We start from the raw sequence: 25,086 nt of genomic DNA, 5'->3' as shown, positions 1-25,086 counted from the left end.
GCCCATGCAACCCTCGTCACCCGGAGCGGGCGGCGGGGGTTTTTCGTTTGTTCGCTCCGACATGGAGGAAACCATGGCTGACTGGATGGGCTGGCTGGTGGCAGCCGGCGTGCTCGTGATCCTGGAGCTGTTCACCGGGACCTTTTACCTGTTGATGATCGCCAGCGGCCTCGCGGTGGGCGGCGTCGTCGCGCTGGCCGGCGCGGCGGCGCCCGTGCAGGCGATCGGCGCCGCCGTCGTGGGCGTGCTGGCGACGGGGCTGCTGCATCGTTCGCGTTTCGGCCACCCCGCGAAGACGGACGCCCGGCGCGACCGCAACGTCAACCTGGACATCGGCCAGCGCGTCACCGTCCCGGCCTGGGACAACGGCCGCGCGCGCGTGATGTACCGCGGCGCGCTGTGGGACGTCGAGCTCGGGCAGGGCGTCGCGCCCCATGCGGGCGAGTTCCGCATCGTCGAGGTGCAGGGCAGCCGGCTCGTGGTGGCGAATCCATGAAGACGGCGCACGTCCTCGTCCTGCTGGTCGCGGTGACGCTGGTGGCCGGCGTCGTCGATGCGCGCGCCATGGCGCTGCACATCCAGTCCAACGGCTGGACCGTCCTGTCCACGCTGCTGTTCAGCTTCCTGAGCTTCTGCTGGTATCGCATCGACAGCGAGGCGCGCCGCTACCGGCGCTCGCGCTGGCTCAACGTCGGCATCGTCATGCTCGCGATCGTCGCCGTACCGTACTACATCGCGCGCAGCCGTCCGGCCGGGCAGAAGGGCCGCGCCCTGCTGCGGCTGGCGGCGTTCTGCGTGCTGCTCGGCGTCGCGGGGGCGCTCGGCGGCATTGCCTACGAATGGCTCGGCCCGTCCCCCATCTGATTCATCGCTCAACCGTCAACCAAAGGATGACCATGGAATTCTCGTTTGGAACCCTCGCGCTGGTGATCTTCATCGTCGCCCTGGTGTTCGTCTTCAAGACCATCAACGTCGTGCCGCAGCAGCACGCGTGGGTGGTCGAACGGCTCGGCAAATTCCACGCCACGCTGGCGCCGGGCCTGAACATCGTCGTGCCGTTCATCGACCGCATCGCCTACAAGCACAGCCTGAAGGAGATCCCGCTCGACGTGCCGCCGCAGGTCTGCATCACGAAGGACAACACGCAGCTGCAGGTGGACGGCATCCTGTACTTCCAGGTGACGGACCCGATGCGCGCGTCGTACGGCTCGTCCAACTATATCCAGGCCATCACGCAGCTGGCTCAGACGACGCTGCGTTCCGTGGTCGGCCGCATGGAGCTGGACAAGACCTTCGAGGAGCGCGACCACATCAACACGACCGTCGTCAACGCGATCGACGAATCGGCCGCCAACTGGGGCGTCAAGGTACTGCGCTACGAGATCAAGGACCTCACGCCGCCGGCCGAGATCCTGCATTCGATGCAGCGCCAGATCACGGCCGAGCGCGAGAAGCGCGCGCTGATCGCCGCGTCGGAAGGGCGGCGCCAGGAAGCCATCAACATCGCGAGCGGCGAGCGCGAGGCCGCCATCGCCCGTTCCGAAGGCGAGAAGCAGGCCGCCATCAACCGCGCCCAGGGCGAGGCCGCGGCGATCATCGCGCTGGCCGACGCCAGCGCCAGCGCGCTGCGCCAGGTGGGCGAGGCGATCCGCGCGCCGGGCGGCATCGACGCCGTCAACCTGCGCGTGGCCGAGCACTACGTCGACGCCTTCGGCAAGCTGGCCAAGACGAACAATTCGATCATCGTCCCGGCCGACATGGGCGATATGAGCGGCCTGATCGCCTCGGCGCTCACGATCGTGAAGTCGCAGAAGACCTGAGTGTGACGATGATCAACGGCAATTTCAGCGGGTTCCTTAAGCTGTTCGTCGACGTCAAACCGCGCTGAGGGGGTCTCCCCGCGGCGCACGGGAGCCGCGATGAGTCACCAGCGTGTCGTGTTGTGGATCATGGCCTTGATGGCCGGTACGGGCCTGCTGGACGCCGGCCATGCCGACGACGCCGCCCAGCTGCATCCGCTGGTGGGCGTCGTCGTCAGCTACCTGTGCTTCTTGTGGTACCGCGGCGACAGCGACGCGCGCGGCTACCGGAGGTCGCGCTGGCTCAGCGTGGCCGTGGTGGCGTTCGCGGTGGGGACGATCCCGTACTACCTCGTGCGCAGCCGGCGCGACGGCGAGCGCGGGGCTGCGTTGATGACGTACGCCGCCTACCTCGCGGCGGCGGCGTTTGCCGTGTGGGTCGGCATGGCCATCCACATCGGGCTGGCCTAGCCACAACCCGCCTATCCGCCGGCCGACCCCGACGATCGCGTCCCGGCGCATCGTCCGCGCTTTAATTCTCTGTTAAGCCTGCACCCGGCGAAGCCGCGTATAACATCGCCAGAATGACCACAGGCGAGGAGTCCTGAATGAAGAACTGGGTGCGCAACAACAAGGGTTTCCTGGCGTTTCTCGTCCTGTTCGGCATGTTCCGCACGGCGGTGGCGGACTGGAATCCGATCCCGTCGGCGTCGATGCATCCGAACCTGCTCGAAGGCGACGTCGTGCTCGTGAACCGCCTTGCGTTCGACCTGAAGGTCCCGCTCACGGACGTCGTGCTGGCGCACCTCGGCGAGCCGCGGCGCGGCGACATCGTCACGTTCCGCTCGCCGCGCGACCGCACCCTGTTGATCAAGCGCGTCGTGGCGCTGCCGGGCGACGTCGTCGAGATGCGCAACGAGCGCCTGTTCATCAACGGCCGCGGCGCCGACTACCGGGTCGTCGAACAGTCGCTCGATTCGGTCGGCGGCACGGCGATGCGGGCGCTGCAGCTGGCCGAATCGTGGGACGGCAAGACGGCGCAGCCGCGCCGCCACATCCAGATCATGCCGGACGTGATGGCGCCGCGCACCTTCGGCCCCGTCACCGTGCCGCAGGGCGAATACCTGATGCTGGGCGATAACCGCGACAACAGCGCCGACTCGCGCGTGATCGGCCTGGTGCCGCGCAAGCTGCTCGTGGGCCGCGCCGAGCGCGTGCTCGTCTCCGCCGACTACCAGGGCAACTGGATGCCGCGCACCGAGCGCTTCGGCATGTCGCTGTACCGCCCCGACTGATCGCGTGCGCGCAGGCGGCACTGGCTGCGCCTGCGTGCCCTCGGTGTTCGAGCGCCGCCGCCATCCGGGCGCGGCGGCGCGGCGGGGCGTCGAGACGTCGAGACGGCGTTGGCGTTTCCCGCTACAATTTCGTCCCTCGGACGCTCGCATGGTGCAGTGCCGATGTTTTGATCAAGGCATGCATATGCAAAGACTCCTGACCGTCATCCTGGCCTGCCTCGGCATGGTGGGCGCCCTCGCGATCGATACCTACCTGCCGTCGATCCCCGCCATCGGGCGTGCGTTCGACGTCGGGCCCGTCGCCGTGCAGCAGACGCTGTCGGTGTTCCTGTTCATGTTCGCGTTCATGATGCTGTTCTACGGGACGCTGTCCGATTCCTTCGGCCGCCGTCCCGTGATCATGGTCGCGCTGACGGTCTACACCCTCGCGTCGGCCGGTGCCGCGCTGGCGCCGACGTTCGGCGCTCTGCTGCTGTTCCGCGCGCTGCAGGGCATGTCGGCCGGCGCCGGCTCCGTCATCGGCCAGGCCATCGTGCAGGACCGGTTCACCGGCGCGGACGCCCAGCGCATCATGTCGCACATCATGATGGTGTTCGGCCTCGCGCCCGCCATCGCGCCGGTGCTGGGCGGCTGGCTCCACGTGACGTTCGGATGGCGTGCGACGTTCGTGTTCCTCGCGCTGTTCGGCGCCGTCATGCTGCTGGCGACCTGGCGCCTGCTGCCGGAAAGCCTGCCGGTCGAAAAGCGCCACGCGTTCCACGGCGTGGCCATCGCCCGCAACTACCTCAAGGTGCTGGGACATCCGCAATTCCTGCTGCTGTCGCTGTCCGTGGGCCTCGCGTTCGGCGGCCTGTCGCTGTACATCGGCTCCGCCGCCAACTTCGTGATGGAGATCCTGCACCTGCCGGAAACGGCGTTCGCGTGGATGTTCATCCCCCTGATCAGCGGCATGGTGATCGGCTCGGCCTGGGGCGGCAAGCGTGCGACGCGCGTGGCGCCCGCGCGCATGCGCGCCATCGGCTTCGTGACGATGGCGGCGGCCTGCGTGCTGAACGTGGGCTACACGGCGCTGGCCGACGATGCGGTCGACGTGCCGTGGGCGGTGCTGCCGCTGATGGTCTACACGTTCGGCCTCGCGGTGGCCATGCCCGCGATCCAGGTGGCCGCGCTCGGCCTGTTCCCGGACAACCGCGGCCTCGCGTCGTCGATGCTGGCGTTCATCCAGATGATGTCGTTCGCACTCGTCTCCGGCCTCGTGGCGCCGCAACTGTTCGGCAGCGCGTTCAAGCTCGCGTGCGGCGTGGCGGTCGGCCTCGTCGCCAGCTTCGTCGCATGCCAGCTGGGCAATGCGATGGCGCGGGGCAGGGTGGCCGCGGCCTGACCGGCGCCGCGCACGGAACGGATCAGCGCGCGCGTGGTCTGACGATCATCGCGTGCCGGTTCGTCCGGCGACAGGAGGCGCAAATGCGTTCGTTCGCACCGTGGAAGGCGTTGGCGGCAGGGCTTGGTCTCGCGTTGGCGGGCTGCGCGACGCAGGCGCCCGGGGGCGCGTGCCGGCGCGCCAGCGAGCAGGATGTCGCGGCCCTGTTCGACCGCTGGAACGCCTCGCTGCAGACGGGCGATCCGCACCAGGTCGTCGCCAATTATGCCGAGCGGTCGATCTTGTTGCCCACCGTGTCGAACCGGCCGCGCCTGACGCCGGCGGACAAGGAAGCGTATTTCGAGCACTTCCTGCAAAGCCGGCCGTCCGGCAAGATCGACCTCCGCTTCGTGGACACGGCCTGCGACACGGCGGTGGACGCCGGCCTCTACACATTCACGTTCGGCGCGACGGGACAGGTCGTGCACGCCCGCTACACCTTCACGTATCGCTGGGAGCCCGCATCGGGCGGCGGCAAGTGGCTCATCACGAGCCACCATTCGTCAGCCATGCCGGAGACTGCGCCGCACTGAGCCGCACTAAGCCGCACTGAGTCGCGCTAAGCCGGCCTCAACGGCGATGCTGCTTCATCGCCTTGTCGACCTCGCGCTTGGCATCGCGGTCGCGCTCGGTATCGCGCTTGTCGTGCTGCTTCTTGCCCTTGGCGAGGCCGACTTCGCATTTCACGCGGCCGCCCTTGAAGTGCAGGTTGAGGGGGACGAGGGTGTAGCCGGAACGTTCGACCTTGCCGACCAGCTTGTCGATTTCCGCCTTGTGCAGCAGCAGCTTGCGGGTGCGCAGGGCTTCCGGATGGCTCCAGGCGGAGGCGGTCGTGAGCGCGCTGATGTGGGCGCCGAACAGGTACAGCTCGCCGTTGCGCACGACGACGTACGCTTCCTTGATCTGCACGCGGCCGTCGCGGATCGCCTTCACTTCCCACCCTTCCAGCACGAGGCCGGCCTCGTAGCGGTCCTCGATGAAGTAGTCGAAAAAGGCTTTTTTATTGTCAATAATACTCATGAAATCGCTAATTTCCGCGCGTCGGTTAAACTACCGTTGTCGCGCTCTTGAAAGGATTCCGCGAGCGCAAAATGCAACGTAACCAACATCATAACAAACGGTTGACCAATGGCAGTAGTGCACAAATCAGTTTTCCTCGGGTATAGCGCCGAACAGATGTTCGATCTGGTCGCAAAAGTCGAGGACTATCCGAAATTCCTCCCCTGGTGCAGCGGCGTGAAATTGCTCGAACGCGGCGACGACAAGCTGGTGGCCTGCCTGCAGATCAATTTCCATGGCGTTAAGCAGAGCTTCACGACGTCCAACCACAACCAGCGTCCGGGCCAGATGAAGATGCACCTCGTCGACGGTCCCTTCAAGATGCTGGAGGCCACGTGGAGTTTCAAGGCGCTGCGCGCCGACGCCTGCAAGATCGACTTCGACATGCAGTACGAGTTCTCGAGCATTATCCTCGAACAACTCGTCGGGCCCGTGTTCGGCATGATCGCCAACACGATGGTCGATTCGTTCTGCAAGCGCGCCGAGGTGATTTATGGCTGAGCCGGCGGAATTGCAGGTCGCCGTGATGTATGCGCTGCCGCAGCAGGAATTCATCCGTCCGCTGCGCGTGGCGCCCGGCACGACCGTCGGCCAGGCGATCGAGCGGAGCGGCGTGCTCGCCAGCTTCCCCGACATCAACCTGGTGACGCAGCCGGTCGGCATCTACGCCAAGAAAAAGTCGCTGGACACCGTGCTGCGCGACGGCGACCGCGTCGAGATCTATCGCCCGCTCGTGGCCGATCCGAAGGATTCGCGGCGCAAGCGCGCGGCCAAGAAGCAGTCCGGGCAGGCGGCGCCGGTCGCGTAGGGTGGGCACCCCGTGCCCACGCGTGACGTGTGCAGCGTGTTGGCGTTACTCGCGGGCATGGTGACGTATGCAGTGTGTTGGCGTTACCGGCGCGCACAGTGACATGTGCGGCGCGTTGGCATTACGCGCGGGTACGTTTCATTCGAGGCCGCCGGCCTCGAATGCCCGCCCTACCGGCAATCGGCCAGCACGCGCCTGGCCTGCGCCAGCCGGCGCGCCTTTTCCTCTTCCGTCACGACGACGCGTTCGCCCTGGTCGTCCACGTCCGTCAGGCGCCTGCCCGAATTCAGATTCGCTTCCACGCGTCGCGCCGACGCGCATTGCCCGGCCAGGTCGGCCTTGCGCCGTGCATCCTCGGCCGCCTTGTGTTCGTCCGCGTCGCGCTGCGCCGCGCGCTTGCGGAAGTCGGCGTCGCGCTCGGCCAGCGAGGGCGGTGTGGGTTTCGCGGGCTCGGCCGGCGCTGCCGGCGCGGGCAGGGCATACGACGAGGCGGAGGCCGGCGGATGCGGCGCCTTGAGGATGCGCGACGGCGGCGTGCCGGGCGGCGGCGGGCGGTCGGAGAACACGCGCGTGCCGTGGTCGTCGATCCACGAGTACTGGGCATGCGCGGGCGCCTGCACGGTGAGCGCGGCCAGCAGCGGGAATAATAAGCGTTTCGAATCCATCGGTCTGTTTCCTTACGTCATACACCTGATTTCGCCACGGCTGGCGGCTGCTGTCAATCGCCGGATTCCTCGCGGTTCCGGTCGTTTTTAGGCAAGGCGGCGACGTTTTCCTGGAGTTTCTGTATAATTCGCTTTTGCGCCTATAGGAAATCAACTATGCGTCTTCTCCAGAAAGCACTCACGTTCGATGACGTGCTGCTCGTCCCGGCCTACTCCAACGTCCTCCCGGCCAATACGTCCCTGCGCACCAAGCTGACCCGGAATATCTCGCTGAACATTCCGCTGCTGTCCGCCGCCATGGACACCGTGACCGAAGCCCGCCTCGCGATCGCGATGGCGCAGGAAGGCGGTATCGGCATCATCCACAAGAACCTTCGTCCGGCCGACCAGGCGCGTGAAGTGGCGCGCGTCAAGCGTTTCGAAGCCGGCGTGCTGCGCGACCCGATCACGATTCCGCCGACGATGAAGATCCGCGAAGTCCTGGCCCTGGCCCAGCAGCACGGCATCAGCGGGTTCCCGGTGGTGGAGGGCAAGCAGGTGGTCGGCATCATCACCAACCGTGACCTGCGCTTCGAAGAAGACCTGGACGCCGAGGCGCGCGCCAAGATGACCCCGCGCGACAAGCTCGTGTACGTCAAGGAAGACGCCGGCACGGAAGAAGCGAAGCGCCTGATGAACAAGTACCGCCTGGAGCGCGTGCTGGTCGTCGACGACGATTTCGAACTGCGCGGCCTCATCACCGTCAAGGACATCCTGAAGTCGCACGAGCACCCGAACGCGTCGAAGGACGCGCAGGGCAAGCTGATCGTCGGCGCAGCGGTCGGCGTGGGCGACAAGGACAAGGAACGCGTGGACCTGCTGGTGAAAGCCGGTGTCGACGTGCTGGTGGTCGATACGGCGCACGGCCACTCGCAAGGCATCCTCGACCGCGTTAAATGGATCAAGGACACGTATCCGCACGTCGACGTCATCGGCGGCAACATCGCGACGGCCGCCGCCGCACTCGCGCTGGTGGAAGCCGGCGCGGATGCCGTGAAAGTCGGCATCGGCCCGGGCTCGATCTGCACGACGCGTATCGTGGCCGGCGTGGGCGTGCCGCAGATCACCGCGATCTCGAACGTCGTGGAAGCACTGGCCGGCACGGGCGTGCCCTGCATCGCCGACGGCGGCATCCGCTACTCGGGCGACATCTCGAAGGCGCTGGCCGCGGGTGCGCACACCGTCATGATGGGCTCCATGTTCGCCGGCACCGAGGAAGCGCCGGGTGAAGTGATCCTTTACCAGGGTCGCAGCTACAAGGACTACCGCGGCATGGGTTCGCTGGGCGCGATGGCCGAAGGCTCGGCCGACCGCTACTTCCAGGAAGCGTCGAGCAAGGCCGACAAGTTCGTCCCGGAAGGCATCGAAGGCCGCGTCGCCTACAAGGGCAGCGTGCTGGCGATCATCTACCAACTGGTCGGCGGCGTGCGCCAGTCGATGGGCTACTGCGGTTGCGCGACGATCGAAGAACTGCGCGAGAAGGCGGAGTTCGTCGAGATCACGTCGGCCGGCATGCGCGAATCGCACGTGCACGACGTGCAGATCACCAAAGAAGCGCCGAACTACCGTACGGAATAATCGATCGGCCAAGGTGGGCACGTTTCATTTGAGGCCACTGGCCTCAAATGCCCACCCTACGAATACCATCTGACGTAGGGTGGGCACCCGGTGCCCACCATTCAACCATCACCATTACATGCATTCCAAGATCCTCATCCTCGACTTCGGTTCCCAGGTTACCCAACTGATCGCCCGCCGCGTGCGCGACGCCGGCGTGTTCTCCGAGGTCTATCCCTACGACATCGGCGACGACTTCGTGCGCAACTACGGCGCGTCCGGCGTGATCCTGTCCGGCAGCCACAACTCGACGCTCGAAGGCGATTCGCCGCGCGCCCCGCAAGCCGTGTTCGAACTGGGCGTGCCCGTGCTGGGCATCTGCTACGGCATGCAGACGATGGCCGCGCAACTGGGCGGCAAGGTCGAGAACGGAAAGGTCCGCGAATTCGGCTACGCCGAGGTGCGCGCCCGCGGCCACACGCAACTGCTGAACGGCATCAACGACTTCGTGACCAGCGAAGGCCACGGCATGCTGAAGGTCTGGATGAGCCACGGCGACAAGGTCCTGGAAATGCCGGCAGGCTTCAAGCTGATGGGCAGCACCGATTCCTGCCCGGTCGCCGCGATGGCCGACGAGGAACGCCGTTTCTACGCGCTGCAATTCCACCCGGAAGTGACGCACACGACGCAGGGCGAAGCCATCATCGGCCGCTTCGTGCACGAGATCTGCGGCTGCAAGAGCGACTGGAACATGCCGGACTACATCGGCGAAGCCGTCGAAAAGATCCGCGCCCAGGTTGGCAGCGATGAAGTCATCCTCGGCCTGTCCGGCGGCGTCGACAGCAGTGTCGCGGCAGCCCTGATCCATCGCGCCATCGGCGACCAGCTGACCTGCGTTTTCGTCGACCACGGCCTGCTGCGCAAGGACGAGGGCAAGATGGTCATGGACATGTTCTCGAAGAACCTCGGCGTGAAGGTGCTGCGCATCGACGCGTCCGACCAGTTCATGGGCCACCTGGCTGGCGTCAACGATCCGGAGCAGAAGCGCAAGATCATCGGCCGCGAATTCGTCGAAGTGTTCCAGGAGCAGGCCAAGCAACTGACTGCGGCCCGCTGGCTGGCGCAGGGCACGATCTACCCGGACGTGATCGAATCGGCCGGCAAAGGCAAGAAAGGCCAGACGATCAAGAGCCACCACAACGTAGGCGGCCTGCCGGAAACGCTGAACCTGAAGTTGCTGGAACCGCTGCGCGAACTGTTCAAGGACGAAGTGCGCAAGCTGGGCGTCGCCCTGGGCCTGCCGCACGACATGGTGTACCGCCACCCGTTCCCGGGCCCGGGCCTGGGCGTGCGCATCCTTGGCGAAGTGAAGCGCGAGTTCGCCGACCTGCTGCGCGAAGCCGACGCGATCTTCATCGAAGAACTGCGCAACACCCCGTTCGAATCGCCACGCGTGCCGGGCATCGACGCGGGCAAGGCACCGGTGAACTGGTACGAAGCCACGTCGCAGGCCTTTGCCGTGTTCCTGCCGGTGAAATCGGTGGGCGTGATGGGCGATGGCCGCACCTACGAATACGTCGTGGCGCTGCGCGCCGTGCAGACGCTGGACTTCATGACGGCGCAGTGGGCGCATCTGCCGCACGAACTGCTCGGGAAGGTGTCGAATCGCATCATCAACGAAGTGCGCGGGATTAATCGCGTCGTGTACGACATTTCCGGCAAACCGCCGGCGACGATCGAGTGGGAATGAAGGGATGTTTGTAAGTAGTTGATTTTTAGGTGGAAATAAGCGGGCCGTTGATCTTTTGAACCAAATGATCAACGGCCTTTTTATTTCCACTTTTGAGTATGGTCCGCAAAGGACGGCGTCTCGGCTTTAAGCATATGAATTAAAATTCGCCTCACACGTTGAGACGGTCGAGTTGACCGGGTCGTTGCATCGAGCTAGCAATCATCGAGATGGATGAGAACGTGTTCTTGCTGAAAGCCTAATCAGACATCACCGGTGAACCGCCCCGGCTTTCGTGGAGGCGGCTATGTGCGCCTGGCCGGCAACAGATCGTCCGCGATCCAACGTACGGCTCAACGGCCGGAACAGTGGGGATCAGCGAGATAATGGCCCTGGTTGCCGGCTCAAGGATCGATGACCTCGGCATGGTATCGTGAATGGTGCTGAAGTCGTTGTCGATCGCCGTCGAGAGGACGGGATAAGTTTTGCAAGGCGGTCAGCGGCTCCCGGAATGTGTGTATACTCGGAATTTTTCTGATGTGGTCCCATGCCTGCTGATCAACAAGACAGAACATCGCCCTTGGCCAGCCGCGCCCGGCGCGTGTCTTCCCGCGACGTGGCAGCGGCTCTGCTTTCCCTGGCTGCTGTGCTCGGCGCCAGTCCCGTGTTGGCGCAAGCAACCAAACCGTCACCGCCAGCGGCCACAGCCGCATCCGCACCCGCACCCGTCAAGCTCGACACCGTCACGGCGCGCCGCGGCGACATCCAGCAAACGGTCGACGCGGCCGGCAAGGTTCAGCTCCACAAATGGGCCGACGCGTACGCCCAGATTGGCGGACAGGTGAAAGAGGTGTTGGTCGCCGTCGGTGACACGGTCCAGGCCGACCAGCCCCTGCTCGAAATCACGCCGATCCAACAACCCGCCAAAGTCGAAAGCAATCGTGCCCAGATGGCCCGACTGCAGGCGGATCTGGCTGACCAGCGCGCGCAACTTGAATTCGCCCAGCTTCAGTTCAAGCGCCAGACCCAGTTGAAAGCGCAAAACGCGACCCGCGAGGAGGCCTTCGAATCGGCGCGGATGAACGCGTCATCGGCAACCGCGCGCGTCGATGCGATCACGGCGCAGATCCACGAACTCGAAGCAACATTGAAAATCGACGAGGAAGCGCGTCAGAAAACGCTGGTAAGGTCGCCGATTTCCGGCACCGTGGTGTCGATGGCGGTTCGCACGGGACAAATGCTGGCTGCCGCGCAACCCGCCGCACCGCTGCTCCGGATTGCCGACCTGTCGGACATGACGGTCGCCGCGCGCGTTGCGGAAAACGATGTGACGCGCTTGCGGCCCGGCATGGCAGCGAGTTTCACGACCCCTGGCTATCCAGGAAGACACTGGTCGGGAAAGCTGCGCCAAGTTATTCCCATCCCGACCGACGGCACGGGCGAGCAGGGCAAGCAGGCCTTTTATACCGTCCTGTTCGAGGTCAGGAATCCGGATCATGAACTGATGAGCGGCATGAGTGCGCAGGTGCAGTTCGTCGTCGCGCAGGCGCGCGATACATTGCTGCTGCCGGCGAACGGCCTCGGTGCGCAGGACGGGGACGGCCAGTACAAGGTCAATGTGCTCGACGCCGGCCAACACGTCGGCGCCCGCACGGTGAAGGTCGGATTGCGCAATGCGCAGCAGGTGCAGATCCTGTCCGGCTTGGCCGCAGGCGACAAGGTACTGGTCGGCCCCGTGCCCGACGTGTTTCCGGCGGCGGCCGCAGCGGATGCCGGCACGAAGTCCGCTACGGCATCGGGCTCCTGAGGCATGCCGATGACACACCGCGCCTTGACGCTGACGTTGTTGGCTTGCTCCGTGCTGACGGGATGTGCCAGCCATGCACCAATCGCCGAGCCGCCGCCCAAGGTCGACCTGCCTGCCGGTTGGACCCTCGCCGGAGCGCCGGCCGCCGGAGCGCCGGACCATCAGGAGTGGCCTGACAAGAATTGGTGGCAGCGGTTTGGTAGTCCTGAACTGACGCATCTTGTCGATGAAGGCCAGTCCAGCAATCTGGAACTCGCGGGCGCACTGGCACGCGTGAAGCAGGCCGAGGCCGAGGCGCGCATTGCCGGCGTGTCTTTGCTGCCGACCGCAAATTTTTACGGCGACGCCAGCCGCGCCATGCCGATCGGAAGCGGCAGCGCGAGTACTTCCGCCGGCGGTTCGCTGCAGGTGTCCTACGAAGTCGATTTCTGGGGCAAGAACAAGGCGAGCGTGGCATCCGCGGAAGCGTCGCTCGAGGCGAATCGTTTCGACCGTCAAACCGTGGCATTGACGGTCACCAGCGGCATCGTTTCGACCTATCTGCAGGTGTTGTCGCTGCATGACCGGCTTGCCGTCGCGCGCGAGCACGTTGCGAACGCCGAACATGTCCTGAAGCTGGTCGAGGTACAACAAAGCGCGGGTGCCGCCTCGACGCTCGATCTCGCGCGCCAGCGGTCCGCCGTGGCGCAGCAAAAATCGGAAATACCGGACTTGATGCAGCAGGAGCGCGAAGCGCAGTCGGCGCTGGCAATCCTGCTCGGTAAAACGCCGCAGACATTCTCCGTCGGCCAGTATGGACTGGACACGATTACCTTGCCCGAGGTGTCCCCGGGCTTGCCGTCCGAGCTCCTGTCGCGCCGGCCCGATGTCCGCCGCGCCGAGGCCAACCTGGCTGCCGCCGATGCCAACGTCGCCGTCGCTCGGGCGAACCTGTTCCCCAGCATTAACCTCACCGGGGCGATGGGCGCGCAAAGCAGCGCCTTGCTGTCGCTGCTCAATGCCCCGAATCTGCTCGCCAATGTCAGTGCCTCGTTGATGGCGCCGATTTTCGATGGCGGCCGGCTGAAGCGGGAACGCGACCTCGCCATCGCCCGAAAACAGGAACTGGTCCAGGTGTATCGCGCGACCGTGATCGCCGCCCTGTCGGAAGTGGATACGGCGCTGGGCCAGATCCGCAGCCTGGATGAGCAGTGGCGCTTGAAGACAGCCCAACTGGAGCAGGCGCGCCGGGCGTACGACCTGGCGGAAATCCGATACAAGTCGGGCGCCGAAGATTTGATGACGGTTCTCGATACGCAGCGCGCATTATCGGACGTGCAGGACGATATGGGGAAATTGAAACTGAAGCGCCTGCAGGCGACGGTGTCTTTGTATAAGGCACTCGGCGGCGGTTGGAAGGACGATCAACGCCCAGGCAATTCGCCTGCCGCAAGAACTTGATCAAGGACGGCCGGGACGCCTGGCCAGGACTGACACCCTCGTCGATCGCCAGCTCGGCGATCACGCTCCTGAGCCACTGGTTCCCCGGCTCGTTGTGTTACTTCGCATGCACCGGATGCGGCAGATAACGCAGTTTGAACGGCGCCATACCTTCGCGCGCGTAGCCCTCGGGCACGGTGGCGATCAGGTGGGGGTTCGACAGGATACCTCACAGCGCAACAAAGTGCGGAACACTAAGCCGGACATTGCGAAATACCTGTTATTGCCAGCTGCGGATCAATGCCCTTCCACAGCGACACGGTCAGGTCCCTCGGCGCGATCGGCTTGAGCCCAGGTTGGGATTGATGGGTTGCTGACGTTGACCGGGCAGGGCTGGGCGGGGCGCTTCGCGCACGCAAAGATTTTAATTACTCACAATAATAGTTGTTGGAATGTTGTGCATGGTGGCGACCCGAACGTGTTCGTGCCCCAGCCATTCCAAAGGCATATACCTATTTATAACAATTAATGTTGATATAAACAAGAAAACCCATCAGTATTGTCAAGTTACCAGGCGTTTTAGCAGCCGCACTTGCAGGCGCGCACCTTGAGGAACTGACCAATGATATCGATGATGAAACGATGCGCCGCGAATGCGCTGACTGTAACCCTGCTTCTATTGGCGGGAGCGTTCCCTGCCGCCGCCGCTCCGGACTCGCATTGGACCGACCGTGGCGCGTCATGGACCCATGAAGGCGACCGCCACGGCGTCGCCGCCGGCGCGGTCTCCAGGACGCTGCTCGACGGCGCCGTCTACCAGAGCCTGAGCATGGAGGCCGATGTGGAAGTCGGCGCCGGCGGCGATGCCGGCTTCGAGTTCCGCACCAGCGGCAAGGCGGACGGCGGCGACGCCAATCCGGCTGGCTACCACGGCTACTATGTCGGATTGAGCACGGCGCGCAACAGCGTGGTGCTGGCCCGCCTCGGCTCAGGGCAGTACAAGGACAAGACCGACCCGCAGGCTGAGGGCAAGAGCTGGACCGAGATGATCGCCTATCCGCTGGAACTGGAGGCCGGCAAGTCCTACCACCTCAAACTGGTCTCATCGGGCAAGAGCATCGATGTGTACGTCGACGGCAGCCACATGCTCAGCGCCGGAGACGACATGTACATGAACGGCGGCGCCGGCCTGCGGGCGGACGGCGCCGCGGCCAGGTTCAGCCATGTCGCGTTGCGCGACCTGGGCACGGTGCCCGTGCCCGTCTACGACTTCTCGCACGTCAAGGGCGCGGTGTACGTGCCGACGAACGTGGTCAACTACCTGGAGTGGTGGCAGAACTATGACGCCGCCATCGTCGACCGCGAGCTGCGCTACGCTCAAGTCTACGGCATCAACACCCTGGCCGTGTATCTGCACTATCTGGAATGGGAGCGCGACCGCGTCGGTCTGCTCGCAAAATTCGAGAACTTCGTCGCCAGCGCGGCCGCGCACGGCATGCGCGTGGCGCCAATCTTCTTCGACGATTGCTGGGACCCGAATCCGCATCTGGGCGAGCAGGGTGCGCCGATACCCGGCCGGCACAACAGCCGCTGGGTGCAGTCGCCCGGCGCCTACGTCAAGAATAACTACTACAAAGTCTACAAGGACAAGGTGCGCGCCTACGTGCAGGACATCGTGCGGGCGCACCGCGACGACCCGCGCATCCTGACGTGGGAGCAGATGAACGAAGCGGGATGCAATTCGGCCAACCGCGAGCGCGCGATGAACGTGGTGCTGATGAACGACGCGCGCATCGCCATCAAGGACACCGGCAGCACGATACCGGTCGGCTCCCCGTCGGTGCAGCAGTGGGAGCCCTGGTATTTTTCTGATTTCTTCTCCTTCCATTCCTACGACGCCGCCTATCCGGGACCTTTCGGCCCGACGGTATTCAATTCGGAGAGCATGAACCGCGGCACGCAGACGGTGCCCGGCATCGTCGCCCACTACGGCGCCACCAGGACCGGCTTCGTCATCTGGGAGTTCGGCATCGGCCGCAGCAACACACGCTTCGCCTGGAACAATCCGGACGGTGCGCCGGAGCCGGCCACGCCCTTCCATGGACTGGTCTATCCGGACGGCCACCCGTGGGCGATCGCCGACGTGGAAGCGCTCAATGGGCCGGTTGCCAGGATGCCGGTGTTTAAGGTCGAGTACTACAACGGCAACTTCGACACGCTGAAAAAAACCTCGGTCACGCCGCTCGTGGATTTCGACCTGAACACGGAGCGCGGCACGGCCTCGCCCGACGCATCGGCCGGTGTCAGCGAGACCAATTACGCGATCCGATGGCGCGGCACGCTGGCGCCGCCGGCAGGCGGGGTGTACACCGTCTACGTCGACAGTGACAACGTGGCCCGGGTCTGGATCAACGAGGTGCTGGTGCTGAACAAGACTGCCGCCGGCCGCGCGACGGTCGACGGGCGCATCGCGCTGAAGGCGGGCCGCGGCTATCCGATCCGCGTCGAGTACGTTCACGCCAGCGGGCCGTCCAGCATGCATCTGAGCTGGGCCTCGGCCGGCATGCCGCGCCAGCCGGTGACGGTGGTGCCGGACTAGTTTCGGGCGCGCTCAAACCGCGCCACACGACAGCAGCTTGCGCACGAAAACGCTCGACACCTAAAGGGGCATTTTCTGTTCCGCGGCACGAATGAAGATGATGTTCCGACTGCGTGGATGACGAACCGTGGTTGGCGGATCAGGTAAGGGATGACTGCGTGAAAATCAGAACGTATGACGTACCCCCGTCTCCTGCCCGGTCACCAATTCACCGGACGTACACCTGTCAGGCCTATGAACTCAACGGTTTCACGTAAACAATGGAGACATGTATGACGCTCACTCGCCGCGCCTTCCTGGGCGCAACAGCCGGCACCGCCGTGGCGGCAATTTCCTCGCTAAGCACCGCGCGGACACTCGCCGGGATCACGCACGCGCCGTTCGGCACTTTGCCCGACGGCAGGCATGTCACCCAGTACACGCTCAAGAACAAGAACGGCGTGCTGGTCAAAATCCTGGATTTTGGCGGCATCATCACCGAGATCCACGTCCCCGATCGCGCCGGCCGCTTCACCGACGTGGCGCTGGGCTTCGATACGCTCGAACCCTACCTCGTGAAAGGCCCCTATTTCGGCGCCCTGATCGGACGTTACGGCAACCGCATCGCACATGGACGTTTCGCGCTGGACGGCAAGGACTACGTGCTGGCGACCAACGATGGCGATCACCACCTCCACGGCGGCAAGCAAGGTTTCGACAAGCGGTTATGGACGGCGGCCATCGAGGGCGACAGCCTGGCGCTGCGTTACCGCAGCCCGGACGGCGAGGAGGGCTATCCCGGCAACCTGGACACTACGGTGATCTACAGCCTGACGGACGCCAACGAAATCGTCGTGCGATTCCATGCCGTGACTGACAAGGCGACCCCGGTCAACCTGACTCAGCACAGCTACTTCAACCTGCGCGGCGCGGGCAACGGGGATATTCTCGGCCACGACATGACGATAGCCGCCGACCGCTACCTGCCGGTCGACGCCGGCCTGATTCCGCTCGGCCCGCTCGCCCCCGTGGCGGGTACGCCGTTCGACTTCCGCCAGGCGCATCCGATCGGTAAGTTCATCGGCGAGGCGGATCAGCAACTGCGCAACGGCAAAGGGTACGATCACTGCTTCGTGCTGAACCGGGCAGGCGGCGACCGCAGCCTCGCGCGCGCGGTGCGTGTGCGCGAGCCACACTCCGGCCGGGTACTGGAGCTGTTCACCCAGGAGCCCGGCGTGCAGTTCTACAGCGGGAATTTCCTCGACGGTTCGCTCCACGGCAAGGGCCACACCTATGCGTACCGCAGCGGCTTCGCGATCGAACCCGAACACTTCCCGGACTCGCCCAACCGTCCGGACTATCCGACCACGATCCTGCGCCCGGGCCAGGTGTACGAGACGGAGATGCGCTTCCGCTTCTCGGTGGGCTGAACGTCGTGACGTAACCCAAGTCCCTGATTCCAGGGGCTTTTTCCTTTTCTCGGGCGGCATGGTCCGGCAATGGCTGGCACCATCCGGCACGGCCTTCTGATGGTATCGGCCATGGCGCGACTTCAGGGCGGTATCATCGTTCACATGCCATACCATGTCCTGCGCCGCTTGGCGTACCGATCAGGGCTTGCTTGTTCCAGTCGTGGTGAACGTCGGCAGGGATTGGCTGTCCTGAGAACAGATTTGTATGACACCGGAAGATCGGCAGCCTGCCGGATTCCGGTTGATCCGCTGCAAAAATCCCTGGGATCGTCCATATCCCGCCTGTTATGATGCCGGGACCGTAGCCATCAACAGGTGTGCGCGGCGGCAGTTTAATACCCGACCTATATGCAAGAGTTCCATATTCGCTGGTACGCGGCTTGACCGCTAAGCTACCGACACGACGAGAAGCTCATGGAACAGCGAGGCATGCCAGTGCACGATCGGCGGCGTCGGCACGTCGGTTGCCGGCCGATTTTACGCGCTGGCGGGACTGGTCAGTCGAGCATAAGCCGGGGCCATGCCCGGCACGGAAAAATACGTCTGGCGCTCAACGATGCGACAGAACCCGTGCGTCGGTTCGCCGCTGTCGGACCCGCCAATTTTCATTGACATGCGTTCGCTATATTCAAAAGCATTGGTCCGGCTGATCCTGCTTCTCGGTATGAGCATACTGACCGGGTATTTTTGCGTCAGCCGCAGCTATCACCGCGTCCCGTTGTTTGGGCAGGAAGATTTTTCCTGGCAGTTGCGAACGCACAAAGGCAACGACGCGACAACCAGCCTGAATGCGAGAGTCGATGGCGCGCGTCTGATCATGGAATTCGTCCTGTCGGGCAGCAATTCCAGACCCTATGTATCGAGCGGCCTGCTCTTCAGAGACAGGAACGGCAAACCGGCATTGCTCGACTGGTCCAGATTCGGCAAGATCAGTTTCGAGGCACGCTGCTTCCCCGCCGGTACCATTCGGGTCAGTCTGACCACCTTCGATGACAAGCTGTCCAAACTGGATGAGCTGATGACCTACCGCTCGCCGTCGGCATACATTAACTGCGATCAGGACGGGGCTCATGCCGAACTCGATCTGGCGCATTTGACTGTTCCGCAATGGTGGGTCGACTTCAACAAGCTCAACCCATCCGACCTGAGCTACTCGCTGGCCAAGGTTGCGCAGATCGAAGTGGGCACCAGCACTGCCAGCCGCGTCGGCATCCCGTCGCGTATCGAAATCGCGGACATCGAAATGCACGAGCGGAAATATGGCTACCTGTATTTTCTCGCCGCGTTCCTGGCGGTAGCCTGGGCGGGTTTCGGGTTGTGGTTCGTCAGGCAGTACGCGGTGACCCTGGCCAATGACCTTCATGCGCGGATGCAGAAAGACTTGCCGCTGGTGGCGTACCAGCAGTTGGCGCTGGAGACGCATCGGGAAAAAGGAAAATCCGTCATTCTGCGATTGCTGGCGACACGTTATGCGGATCCGGAACTGGATCTGGAGACCGTGGTGACGGAAACCGGCGTCAACCGCAATAAGGTCAACGACATATTAAAGGCGGAAATGGGGTACACCTTTATCGGTTACTTGAACAAGCTCAGATTGACCGAAGCATCGCGCCTGTTGGTGGAAAACACCGGTGCCAGTATTGCGGAAATTGCCTATTCGGTCGGCTACAAAAATTCCTCGTATTTCATCAAGCTCTTCAAGGAAGCCTACCAATGCACGCCCAAGGCATTCCGGGATGCATGCAAAAAGGACGCGCGCGAGCCGGCGCCGTAAAGGCCATTTTCCGCTGGCGGCGCCGAGCGCGGCCGCTTTCTCGAAGCACTGCGCGCCATCCACAGGCGTCTTCGCCGGCGGGGCGCGCATTCAGTCCAGCGTGAGGCGAAGAGGCGGGCGGCGGTCAGCGGGAGACGCCGCTTTGACCGATCCGGTAGTAGTCAAAGTCGACGCGGCCGCCTGCGGTCTTCGTCGAATAATAGAAGAGCGCGTAGCGGTAACCCATGAAGTGCGGGAAAGTATAGACAAGGCGCGAGGGACGCCCGATCGGGGTCCAGGATTTGCCGTCGAGGCTGTAGGAGAAGCGGGCGACTTCAGGCGCCCCTGGTATGCCGTAGATCTTGGCGCCCCCCTCGCCGAGGCTGAAACGGGCTTCTTCAGGCGCAGACTGAAATACGCATTCGACCTTGAGGTGAACGGTTGTGCCGGAGAGGGGAAGGGCGGCGACCTCCTCGGGCTGGCCGGAGTCGGCGCTCACCATGACGAGAGATCTGGCGCCGGCGCTCATCTTTACACCAACAAAACCATACATTTTCTGAAAAGCTGCCACGCCGGCCCAGTCGCCGTCTTTCATGCCGCTCACGTCGATGCTGGTCGTGGCGAAACTGTCAGGGCCAAAGGTGCGCTGGGTGAGGGTATTCCTGGCCTCGAGCAGGCTGGAATCGACCCGGCCGGTGACCAGGCTCAGGTAGCCAGGGCGCTTGGTGAGCGACCAGTGACGCGGGTCGGGATTGTGATTCCATTGCCAGGCGAGGGGCAGGGCCGGGGCACCGGGCGAGCGGTCGAATTCGTCGGACGCGACGATGCCGGACGCGCCCGAGGGGCCCTGTCCGCCGGCGGGGATGTCGAGCGACATGGGCACCTCGCCGTCTTTGCCGAGCACGGGCCAGCCGTCCTTCCAGGTCACGGGCACGAGGTAGGGGACGCGGCCGACCGCGCCGTTGTCCTTGAAAAGATAGGCATACCATTTACCTTCCGGGGTGTCGATGAGGCCACCCTGGGCGATACCGCGATCATCGAGCGCGATGCGGCCCTCGTAGGGACCGTCGATGGTGTCGGCGCGGTGGACGATGACGGTGCGTGCCCAGCGGGTCTTGGGCGAGGCGATGTTGAAGAGGTAGTAGCGGCCGTTGATCTTGGAGAGCTGCGAGCCCTCGGCTTTGAGCCCGCCCTGGTCGGCGCCGAAGAGGGCGTTGACGTTTTCGATGATGACCTTGTTCACGCCGCCGGGCTTGAATCCGGAGAGATCGGGTTTCAGCTCGATGAGCGAGATGCGACCGCCCCCGAAAACCATGTAGACACGACCGTCGTCGTCGAAAAACAGGCTGTGGTCACCCAGCGCAGGCTCGAAACTCGTCTCTTTCCACTGGCCGCGCCCGGGATCGCGCGTGGCGAAGATGTAGGTGCGTCCTCCGGCGGTGGCGGAGAAAGTCGAGGCATAGAACATGCCGTCGTGGTAACGCAGGCTGCTGGCCCAGGAGCCCTGACCGTAAGCGTTCTTGCCGTTTTCGAGGCGGAACGCTTCGTTGTCGGCCAGGGTGTCATAGGCGTAGGAGGCCATGCTCCAGTTGACCAGGTCCGTCGACTTCATGATCGGCAGGCCCGGGCTCATGTGCATCGTCGTGCTGCTCATGTAGTAGGTTTTCCCTACCCGGATGATTGCGATGTCCGGGACGTCGGCCCAGATCAGGGGATTATGGGCACGATTCGCCCGTGCCGCCGGAACGGACCGAAACGCGCCGAAGGCGCGGTCCGCGGGCAGGTCATGATGGGAGAATTGCCAGTAATCGAACTTGAACAGTTCCTCGCCGGCCGCACCGCGGAACACGAAGAAGACATCCTGGACGCCGGAGGCGCCGGAGACCCGGACAGACTGCGGCTTCCATTGGCCGCCGGTTCCCGCGACCGGCAGCGTGCCGATCAGCTGGCCGTCGAGCTTGCCCAAACGGATCTCGATCTTCGCCCCGGTGGCCTGCTTCGGCTTGGCCGTGCTGGAGAGGCTGGCCATGAAGGCGCGCGCGCCGGCTGCGCCGAAATCGACATTGCGCACCTGGATGTAGGCCCCGTCGTGGATGTCTCGCACATTCTGGCCGCCGGCGCTGCTGGGTTCGATTTTGACACCGGAAGACCACGCAATGGTCTCGGCTTCGACGCGCTGGTAGGGATCGAGGGTGGCGACCGGTGCCGGGCCTTCCCTGGTCGGCTGGACCGTCCGGACCGAGCCATCCGGGTTGAACTTCAACTCATCGACGGCCACGGAACGCTTGAAGCCGTCGCCTCCCGGAAGCGCGGCGTTGTGGTAGAAGAGGTAGGTCTTGCCCTTGAAATCGACCACGCCCGGGTGATTGGTGAACGCGCTTTGCGGGTTCATGACGACGCCGCCGTAGGTCCATGGGCCTTCGGGCGTGGGTCCGGTGGAGTAGCCGAGATGTTCAGGGATGGGACCACCTGCAAAAAACAGGTAATTGAGATTCTTGCGCTTATAGAGCCAGGGACCTTCTTCGTAGGACGTGCCGCGCAAAGCGGGCTTCGGGAGCGTCGTGCCTTGTGTGTCCGGAGGATTGCGCTCGCCCAACGCCTTGACGGTCATCGGATGGCGAATGATGCCATTCTCCCCGACGCTCGTGTCGTAGGAAATCATGTCCTTGTTCAGCTTCACCGACCACAGGTTGGGATTGCCCCAGGCGAGATAGGCCTGGCCCTTGTCGTCGATGTAGACGGTCGGATCGATGCTGTCGTACAGGCCTCCGGCGTGGCCGGCGATCAGTGGTTTCTTGATGGGATCGGTGTAGGGGCCGAGGGGATTGTCGGCCACCAGCACGCCAATGCCCCGGCCTTGCACCGGGGCGTAGAGATACCATTTGCCATCCCTCTCTATCACTTGCGGAGCCCAGGCGCCGTTGTCAAAACCGTCCCAGCCGGAAATCTCCTTGGCGGCCCAGGCGAAATCCCGGAGGGAGGCGATCGCGCCATGCTGGGTCCAGTTCACCATGTCCGTCGTCGTGGCGAGCACCCAGTCCTTCATGTTGAAGTTGTTTTTTTCGCCGACATCCTGATCGTGGCTGGAAAACAGGTAGAGCGTGCCCTTATTGACCATGGGCGCCGGATCGGCGGTATACATCGTCTGAATAACCGGGTTGAGCGCGAATGACGCCGCGGGCAGCGAAGCCAGTACGGACAAGAGAACGAGAGCGGAGCGGTGTGTCTTTTTCATGAAGGTCAGAAAACGAGGTGTGGAAGTGGAGCGGGACAGGCGATTGATGCCTGGCCCGCCAACCGGTGGCGCCGATCACTCCTTCGGGTGGATCGGCGGCAGCGTGCCGGCAGGCGGCCGCCCTATCAGGCTGCGCGGCAAATTACAAGGTTAATTCATTGAGGCTTGGCGCCCTTGCGGGGTCCGCTGCAGCAGCGGTGAGCCGCCGCTCCTGTTCAGGATGGGCCACATCGGTGCCATCGGACATGAAGGTGATCGCCAGGCGCCTGCGCGCGGCGTTTACTCCTCCAAAGCGACCACCATCACGGCCTTTGCGGGCACCTTGATCGACAGCTTGCCGCCCGCGGCACGCGCGCTGAACGCCGCCGGCTTGATGACCTGCGGATTCTGGAACGTGTTGTGCGCATCCATCGTGGCCGAGGATCAGGCCGAGAACGGCGAGGCTGTGTTTGATGATGTTCATGCAGTCGTATCCATTAAAGCTGTGTCCGTCGGCCGGCCGCACGTCGCCTTCGGCGCCGGGTATGACGGCCAGCGCGGCGTATGGACAACCTCGGGACGGGCCCACCGCGGAGCGCTGGCTGCGTGGAGAGTGTCTCTTTGTCATTACGTGTTCCGGAAGCGGACAGGGCGCGGCCCGCTGGCAGTGCGGGCGAGCTCAGGCTTGCGGAACGGGGACCAGGCCCGCCGGTCCAGCAATCCGGCGAAGTCTATCCCAGGGATTCGGGAACAGTAAGGATCGAAATTACGCTAGCGGTGAAGACATTTACAAGGTGCAGATAATTGCATTGATACTGCACTTCCTTGCATGCGACCTGCGGCGACGGCGGCAATCTGTGACGGAACGGATGCAGGCGCGGCTTGCGCGGACACGCGTAATCGATCGCGTCGTGTTATCGGGCTTACGCAGCATGACGATCCGCTCGCCCAAGCCGTAGCTGTAAATCCCCAAGTTGTGCAATTTTTCGCATATTGCAAGCAATTTCGGGGGAAGCGATAACGGCCGTGGCGGGGACCTCGGTAATGTTGGCGCTTGGCCGAAAAAATATTCGAGGCCAACGGGTAATTTGTCAGCATGAATATTTCGGGGTTACTTTGAAGCTCAGCCGTGTACTCATATTAGTTGGAATTCTGTCATTAAACGTTGGCTGTGGCGGCGGCACGGCCGGCACGAAGCCTGCGGCGCCCGCGTCAACGACGCCAACCGCGACGACGCCAGCGCCAAGCACGCCAGCCCAGCCGACGCCAGTCCCGACGACACCGGCTCCAACGACGCCGGCCGCGGGTCTCTATCCGGACTACAACCAGAATCCGATCGCGCCCGATGCTGCCGGCATGGGCAGCACCGCTGTCCAGCTCGCCAGCAAGATTCGTTTGGGGTTGAATATTGGCAACACGATGGAGGCGATCGGCGGAGAAACCGCGTGGGGCAATCCCAGGATCACCGAGGCGATGATCAAGGCGGCCAAGGCGGACGGATTCAACGCCATCCGGCTGCCTGTTGCCTGGGACCAGTACGCCAACCAGCAGACCGGCAAGATCGACCAGGCCTGGATGGACCGCGTCAAGCAAGTCGTCAAATACTGCGTCGACAACCAGATGTATGTGCTCCTGAACATCCATTGGGACGGCGGCTGGCTCGAAAACAACGTCGTGCCCGACAAGCAAATAGCGGTCAATCAGAAGCAGAAGGCGTTCTGGACCCAGATCGCCACGCAAATGCGCGACTTCGACGAGCATTTGATGTTTGCCGGCGCCAACGAGCCGGCTGTCAAGACGGCCGACCAAATGCCGGTGCTCATGTCCTACCACCAGACCTTCATCGACGCGGTGCGGGCCACCGGCGGCAAGAATGCCTACCGCGTCCTGGTGGTGCAAGGACCGTCCGTGGACATCGATAAATCAGCGACGATGTGGACGGCCATGCCGACCGACACCGTCAGCAACAAGCTGATGTATGAGGTGCACTTTTACCCCTGGCAATTTACCCTGCTGGATAAAGATGAATGGTATGGCAATGCATTCTATTACTGGGGCAAGGATAATCATTCGACCACGGACACCGCCCATAACCCCGACAAGCAGGAAGAGGCCTATGTCGATCAGCAGTTTTCGTCGATCAGGCAGCAGTTTGTCGACAAAGGCATTCCGGTGGTGCTCGGCGAGTACGCCGCGATGCTGCGTATCAATCTGACGGGCGATGCACTGGCCCTGCATAAGAAGTCGCGTGTCTACTATATAAACTACGTCACCAAGTCGGCAGTGGCCAACGGTGTGCTACCGTTCTATTGGGACGTGGGCGGCCTGATCGACCGGGGCAACGATAATGCAGTCCTCGATCCGAACCTCCTCGATGCGCTCGTGAAAGGCGCGACTCCGTAGGCTGGCGCACCCGCAATCGCATGACAGACTGCGCGGCAGTTCACCGCATCGTCAGTGGCTTGCAGCGGA

Annotated in this window: 21 protein-coding genes; 17 read left to right on the top strand and 4 right to left on the bottom strand. The window is 63.7% G+C overall.

Annotated features, from left to right (window positions below):
* Positions 1 to 73 precede the first annotated feature (73 nt).
* From ACEN9Q_RS13895 to ACEN9Q_RS13865, 7 genes are all read left to right on the top strand, one after another.
* Complete coding sequence (locus ACEN9Q_RS13895; RefSeq protein ID WP_056435524.1) at positions 74 to 496, top strand: NfeD family protein; 423 nt, start codon at positions 74 to 76, stop codon at positions 494 to 496.
* Positions 493 to 864 (top strand): hypothetical protein, encoded by a 372-nt coding sequence (locus tag ACEN9Q_RS13890; protein WP_056435521.1) that lies wholly within the window; start codon positions 493 to 495, stop codon positions 862 to 864. Before ACEN9Q_RS13895 ends, ACEN9Q_RS13890 begins: the two co-directional genes overlap by 4 nt.
* A gap of 32 nt (positions 865 to 896) precedes the next feature.
* A complete protein-coding gene (locus tag ACEN9Q_RS13885; protein WP_056435518.1) occupies positions 897 to 1,820 on the top strand; it encodes an SPFH domain-containing protein in 924 nt (307 codons plus the stop codon).
* Positions 1,821 to 1,919: 99 nt separating this feature from the next.
* Complete coding sequence (locus tag ACEN9Q_RS13880) at positions 1,920 to 2,270, top strand: hypothetical protein (RefSeq protein ID WP_495628871.1); 351 nt, start codon at positions 1,920 to 1,922, stop codon at positions 2,268 to 2,270.
* A 137-nt stretch (positions 2,271 to 2,407) separates the two neighbouring features.
* A complete protein-coding gene (gene lepB / locus ACEN9Q_RS13875; protein ID WP_495628870.1) occupies positions 2,408 to 3,094 on the top strand; it encodes a signal peptidase I in 687 nt (228 codons plus the stop codon).
* Between the two features lie 184 nt (positions 3,095 to 3,278).
* Positions 3,279 to 4,475, top strand: a complete 1,197-nt coding sequence (locus ACEN9Q_RS13870; protein ID WP_495628869.1) for a multidrug effflux MFS transporter — start codon at positions 3,279 to 3,281, stop codon at positions 4,473 to 4,475.
* An 83-nt stretch (positions 4,476 to 4,558) separates the two neighbouring features.
* Positions 4,559 to 5,047, top strand: coding sequence for an SgcJ/EcaC family oxidoreductase (locus ACEN9Q_RS13865; RefSeq protein WP_495628868.1), 489 nt, complete (start codon positions 4,559 to 4,561; stop codon positions 5,045 to 5,047).
* Positions 5,048 to 5,084: 37 nt separating this feature from the next.
* Here ACEN9Q_RS13865 and smpB read toward each other — a convergent pair whose 3' ends face one another.
* Entirely contained in the window at positions 5,085 to 5,534 is a 450-nt protein-coding gene (gene smpB, locus ACEN9Q_RS13860) for an SsrA-binding protein SmpB (RefSeq protein WP_056435493.1), read from the bottom strand.
* 108 nt (positions 5,535 to 5,642) lie between these two features.
* Here smpB and ACEN9Q_RS13855 point away from each other — a divergent pair, with 108 nt between their 5' ends.
* Both ACEN9Q_RS13855 and ACEN9Q_RS13850 read left to right on the top strand, forming a co-directional pair.
* Positions 5,643 to 6,074 carry a type II toxin-antitoxin system RatA family toxin gene (locus ACEN9Q_RS13855; RefSeq protein WP_056435490.1) on the top strand — a complete coding sequence of 144 codons (432 nt, stop codon included), beginning with the start codon at positions 5,643 to 5,645 and terminating at the stop codon, positions 6,072 to 6,074.
* On the top strand, positions 6,067 to 6,381 hold the full coding sequence (locus ACEN9Q_RS13850) for an RnfH family protein (RefSeq protein ID WP_056435485.1): 315 nt from the start codon (positions 6,067 to 6,069) through the stop codon (positions 6,379 to 6,381). The genes ACEN9Q_RS13855 and ACEN9Q_RS13850 overlap by 8 nt, the downstream gene beginning before the upstream one ends.
* Before the next feature lie 170 nt (positions 6,382 to 6,551).
* On the opposite strand, the gene ACEN9Q_RS13845 is transcribed toward ACEN9Q_RS13850, so the two are convergent.
* Positions 6,552 to 7,046, bottom strand: coding sequence for a DUF4124 domain-containing protein (locus ACEN9Q_RS13845; RefSeq protein ID WP_495628867.1), 495 nt, complete (start codon positions 7,044 to 7,046; stop codon positions 6,552 to 6,554).
* 156 nt (positions 7,047 to 7,202) lie between these two features.
* Between ACEN9Q_RS13845 and guaB the strand changes: the two genes are divergently transcribed.
* The 7 genes from guaB to ACEN9Q_RS13810 all read left to right on the top strand — a co-directional run bounded on the left by guaB (position 7,203) and on the right by ACEN9Q_RS13810 (position 19,421).
* Positions 7,203 to 8,663: an IMP dehydrogenase gene (guaB, locus tag ACEN9Q_RS13840; RefSeq protein ID WP_056435479.1), complete on the top strand. Its 1,461-nt coding sequence runs from the start codon at positions 7,203 to 7,205 to the stop codon at positions 8,661 to 8,663.
* Between the two features lie 118 nt (positions 8,664 to 8,781).
* Positions 8,782 to 10,392, top strand: coding sequence for a glutamine-hydrolyzing GMP synthase (gene guaA / locus ACEN9Q_RS13835; RefSeq protein ID WP_056435476.1), 1,611 nt, complete (start codon positions 8,782 to 8,784; stop codon positions 10,390 to 10,392).
* A 559-nt stretch (positions 10,393 to 10,951) separates the two neighbouring features.
* Positions 10,952 to 12,178 carry an efflux RND transporter periplasmic adaptor subunit gene (locus tag ACEN9Q_RS13830; protein WP_495628866.1) on the top strand — a complete coding sequence of 409 codons (1,227 nt, stop codon included), beginning with the start codon at positions 10,952 to 10,954 and terminating at the stop codon, positions 12,176 to 12,178.
* Positions 12,179 to 12,187: 9 nt separating this feature from the next.
* On the top strand, positions 12,188 to 13,618 hold the full coding sequence (locus ACEN9Q_RS13825; protein ID WP_495628865.1) for an efflux transporter outer membrane subunit: 1,431 nt from the start codon (positions 12,188 to 12,190) through the stop codon (positions 13,616 to 13,618).
* 610 nt (positions 13,619 to 14,228) lie between these two features.
* The gene (locus tag ACEN9Q_RS13820) at positions 14,229 to 16,196 is read left to right on the top strand and encodes a PA14 domain-containing protein (RefSeq protein ID WP_495628864.1); all 1,968 of its coding nucleotides are present in this window, start codon (positions 14,229 to 14,231) and stop codon (positions 16,194 to 16,196) included.
* 272 nt (positions 16,197 to 16,468) lie between these two features.
* Entirely contained in the window at positions 16,469 to 17,605 is a 1,137-nt protein-coding gene (locus ACEN9Q_RS13815) for an aldose epimerase family protein (RefSeq protein WP_082547674.1), read from the top strand.
* Between the two features lie 562 nt (positions 17,606 to 18,167).
* Positions 18,168 to 19,421 carry a helix-turn-helix domain-containing protein gene (locus tag ACEN9Q_RS13810; RefSeq protein WP_495628863.1) on the top strand — a complete coding sequence of 418 codons (1,254 nt, stop codon included), beginning with the start codon at positions 18,168 to 18,170 and terminating at the stop codon, positions 19,419 to 19,421.
* A gap of 124 nt (positions 19,422 to 19,545) precedes the next feature.
* On the opposite strand, the gene ACEN9Q_RS13805 is transcribed toward ACEN9Q_RS13810, so the two are convergent.
* Positions 19,546 to 22,635 carry a family 43 glycosylhydrolase gene (locus ACEN9Q_RS13805; RefSeq protein WP_495628862.1) on the bottom strand — a complete coding sequence of 1,030 codons (3,090 nt, stop codon included), beginning with the start codon at positions 22,633 to 22,635 and terminating at the stop codon, positions 19,546 to 19,548.
* A gap of 142 nt (positions 22,636 to 22,777) precedes the next feature.
* The gene (locus ACEN9Q_RS13800) at positions 22,778 to 23,098 is read right to left on the bottom strand and encodes a hypothetical protein (protein ID WP_495628861.1); all 321 of its coding nucleotides are present in this window, start codon (positions 23,096 to 23,098) and stop codon (positions 22,778 to 22,780) included.
* Positions 23,099 to 23,658: 560 nt separating this feature from the next.
* Here ACEN9Q_RS13800 and ACEN9Q_RS13795 point away from each other — a divergent pair.
* A complete protein-coding gene (locus ACEN9Q_RS13795) occupies positions 23,659 to 25,017 on the top strand; it encodes a glycoside hydrolase family 5 protein (protein WP_495628860.1) in 1,359 nt (452 codons plus the stop codon).
* Positions 25,018 to 25,086 lie beyond the last annotated feature (69 nt).

The sequence above is a fragment of the Massilia sp. Masssp93 genome (genome assembly GCF_059491295.1).
This window is presented reverse-complemented; position numbering and strand designations above follow the sequence as displayed.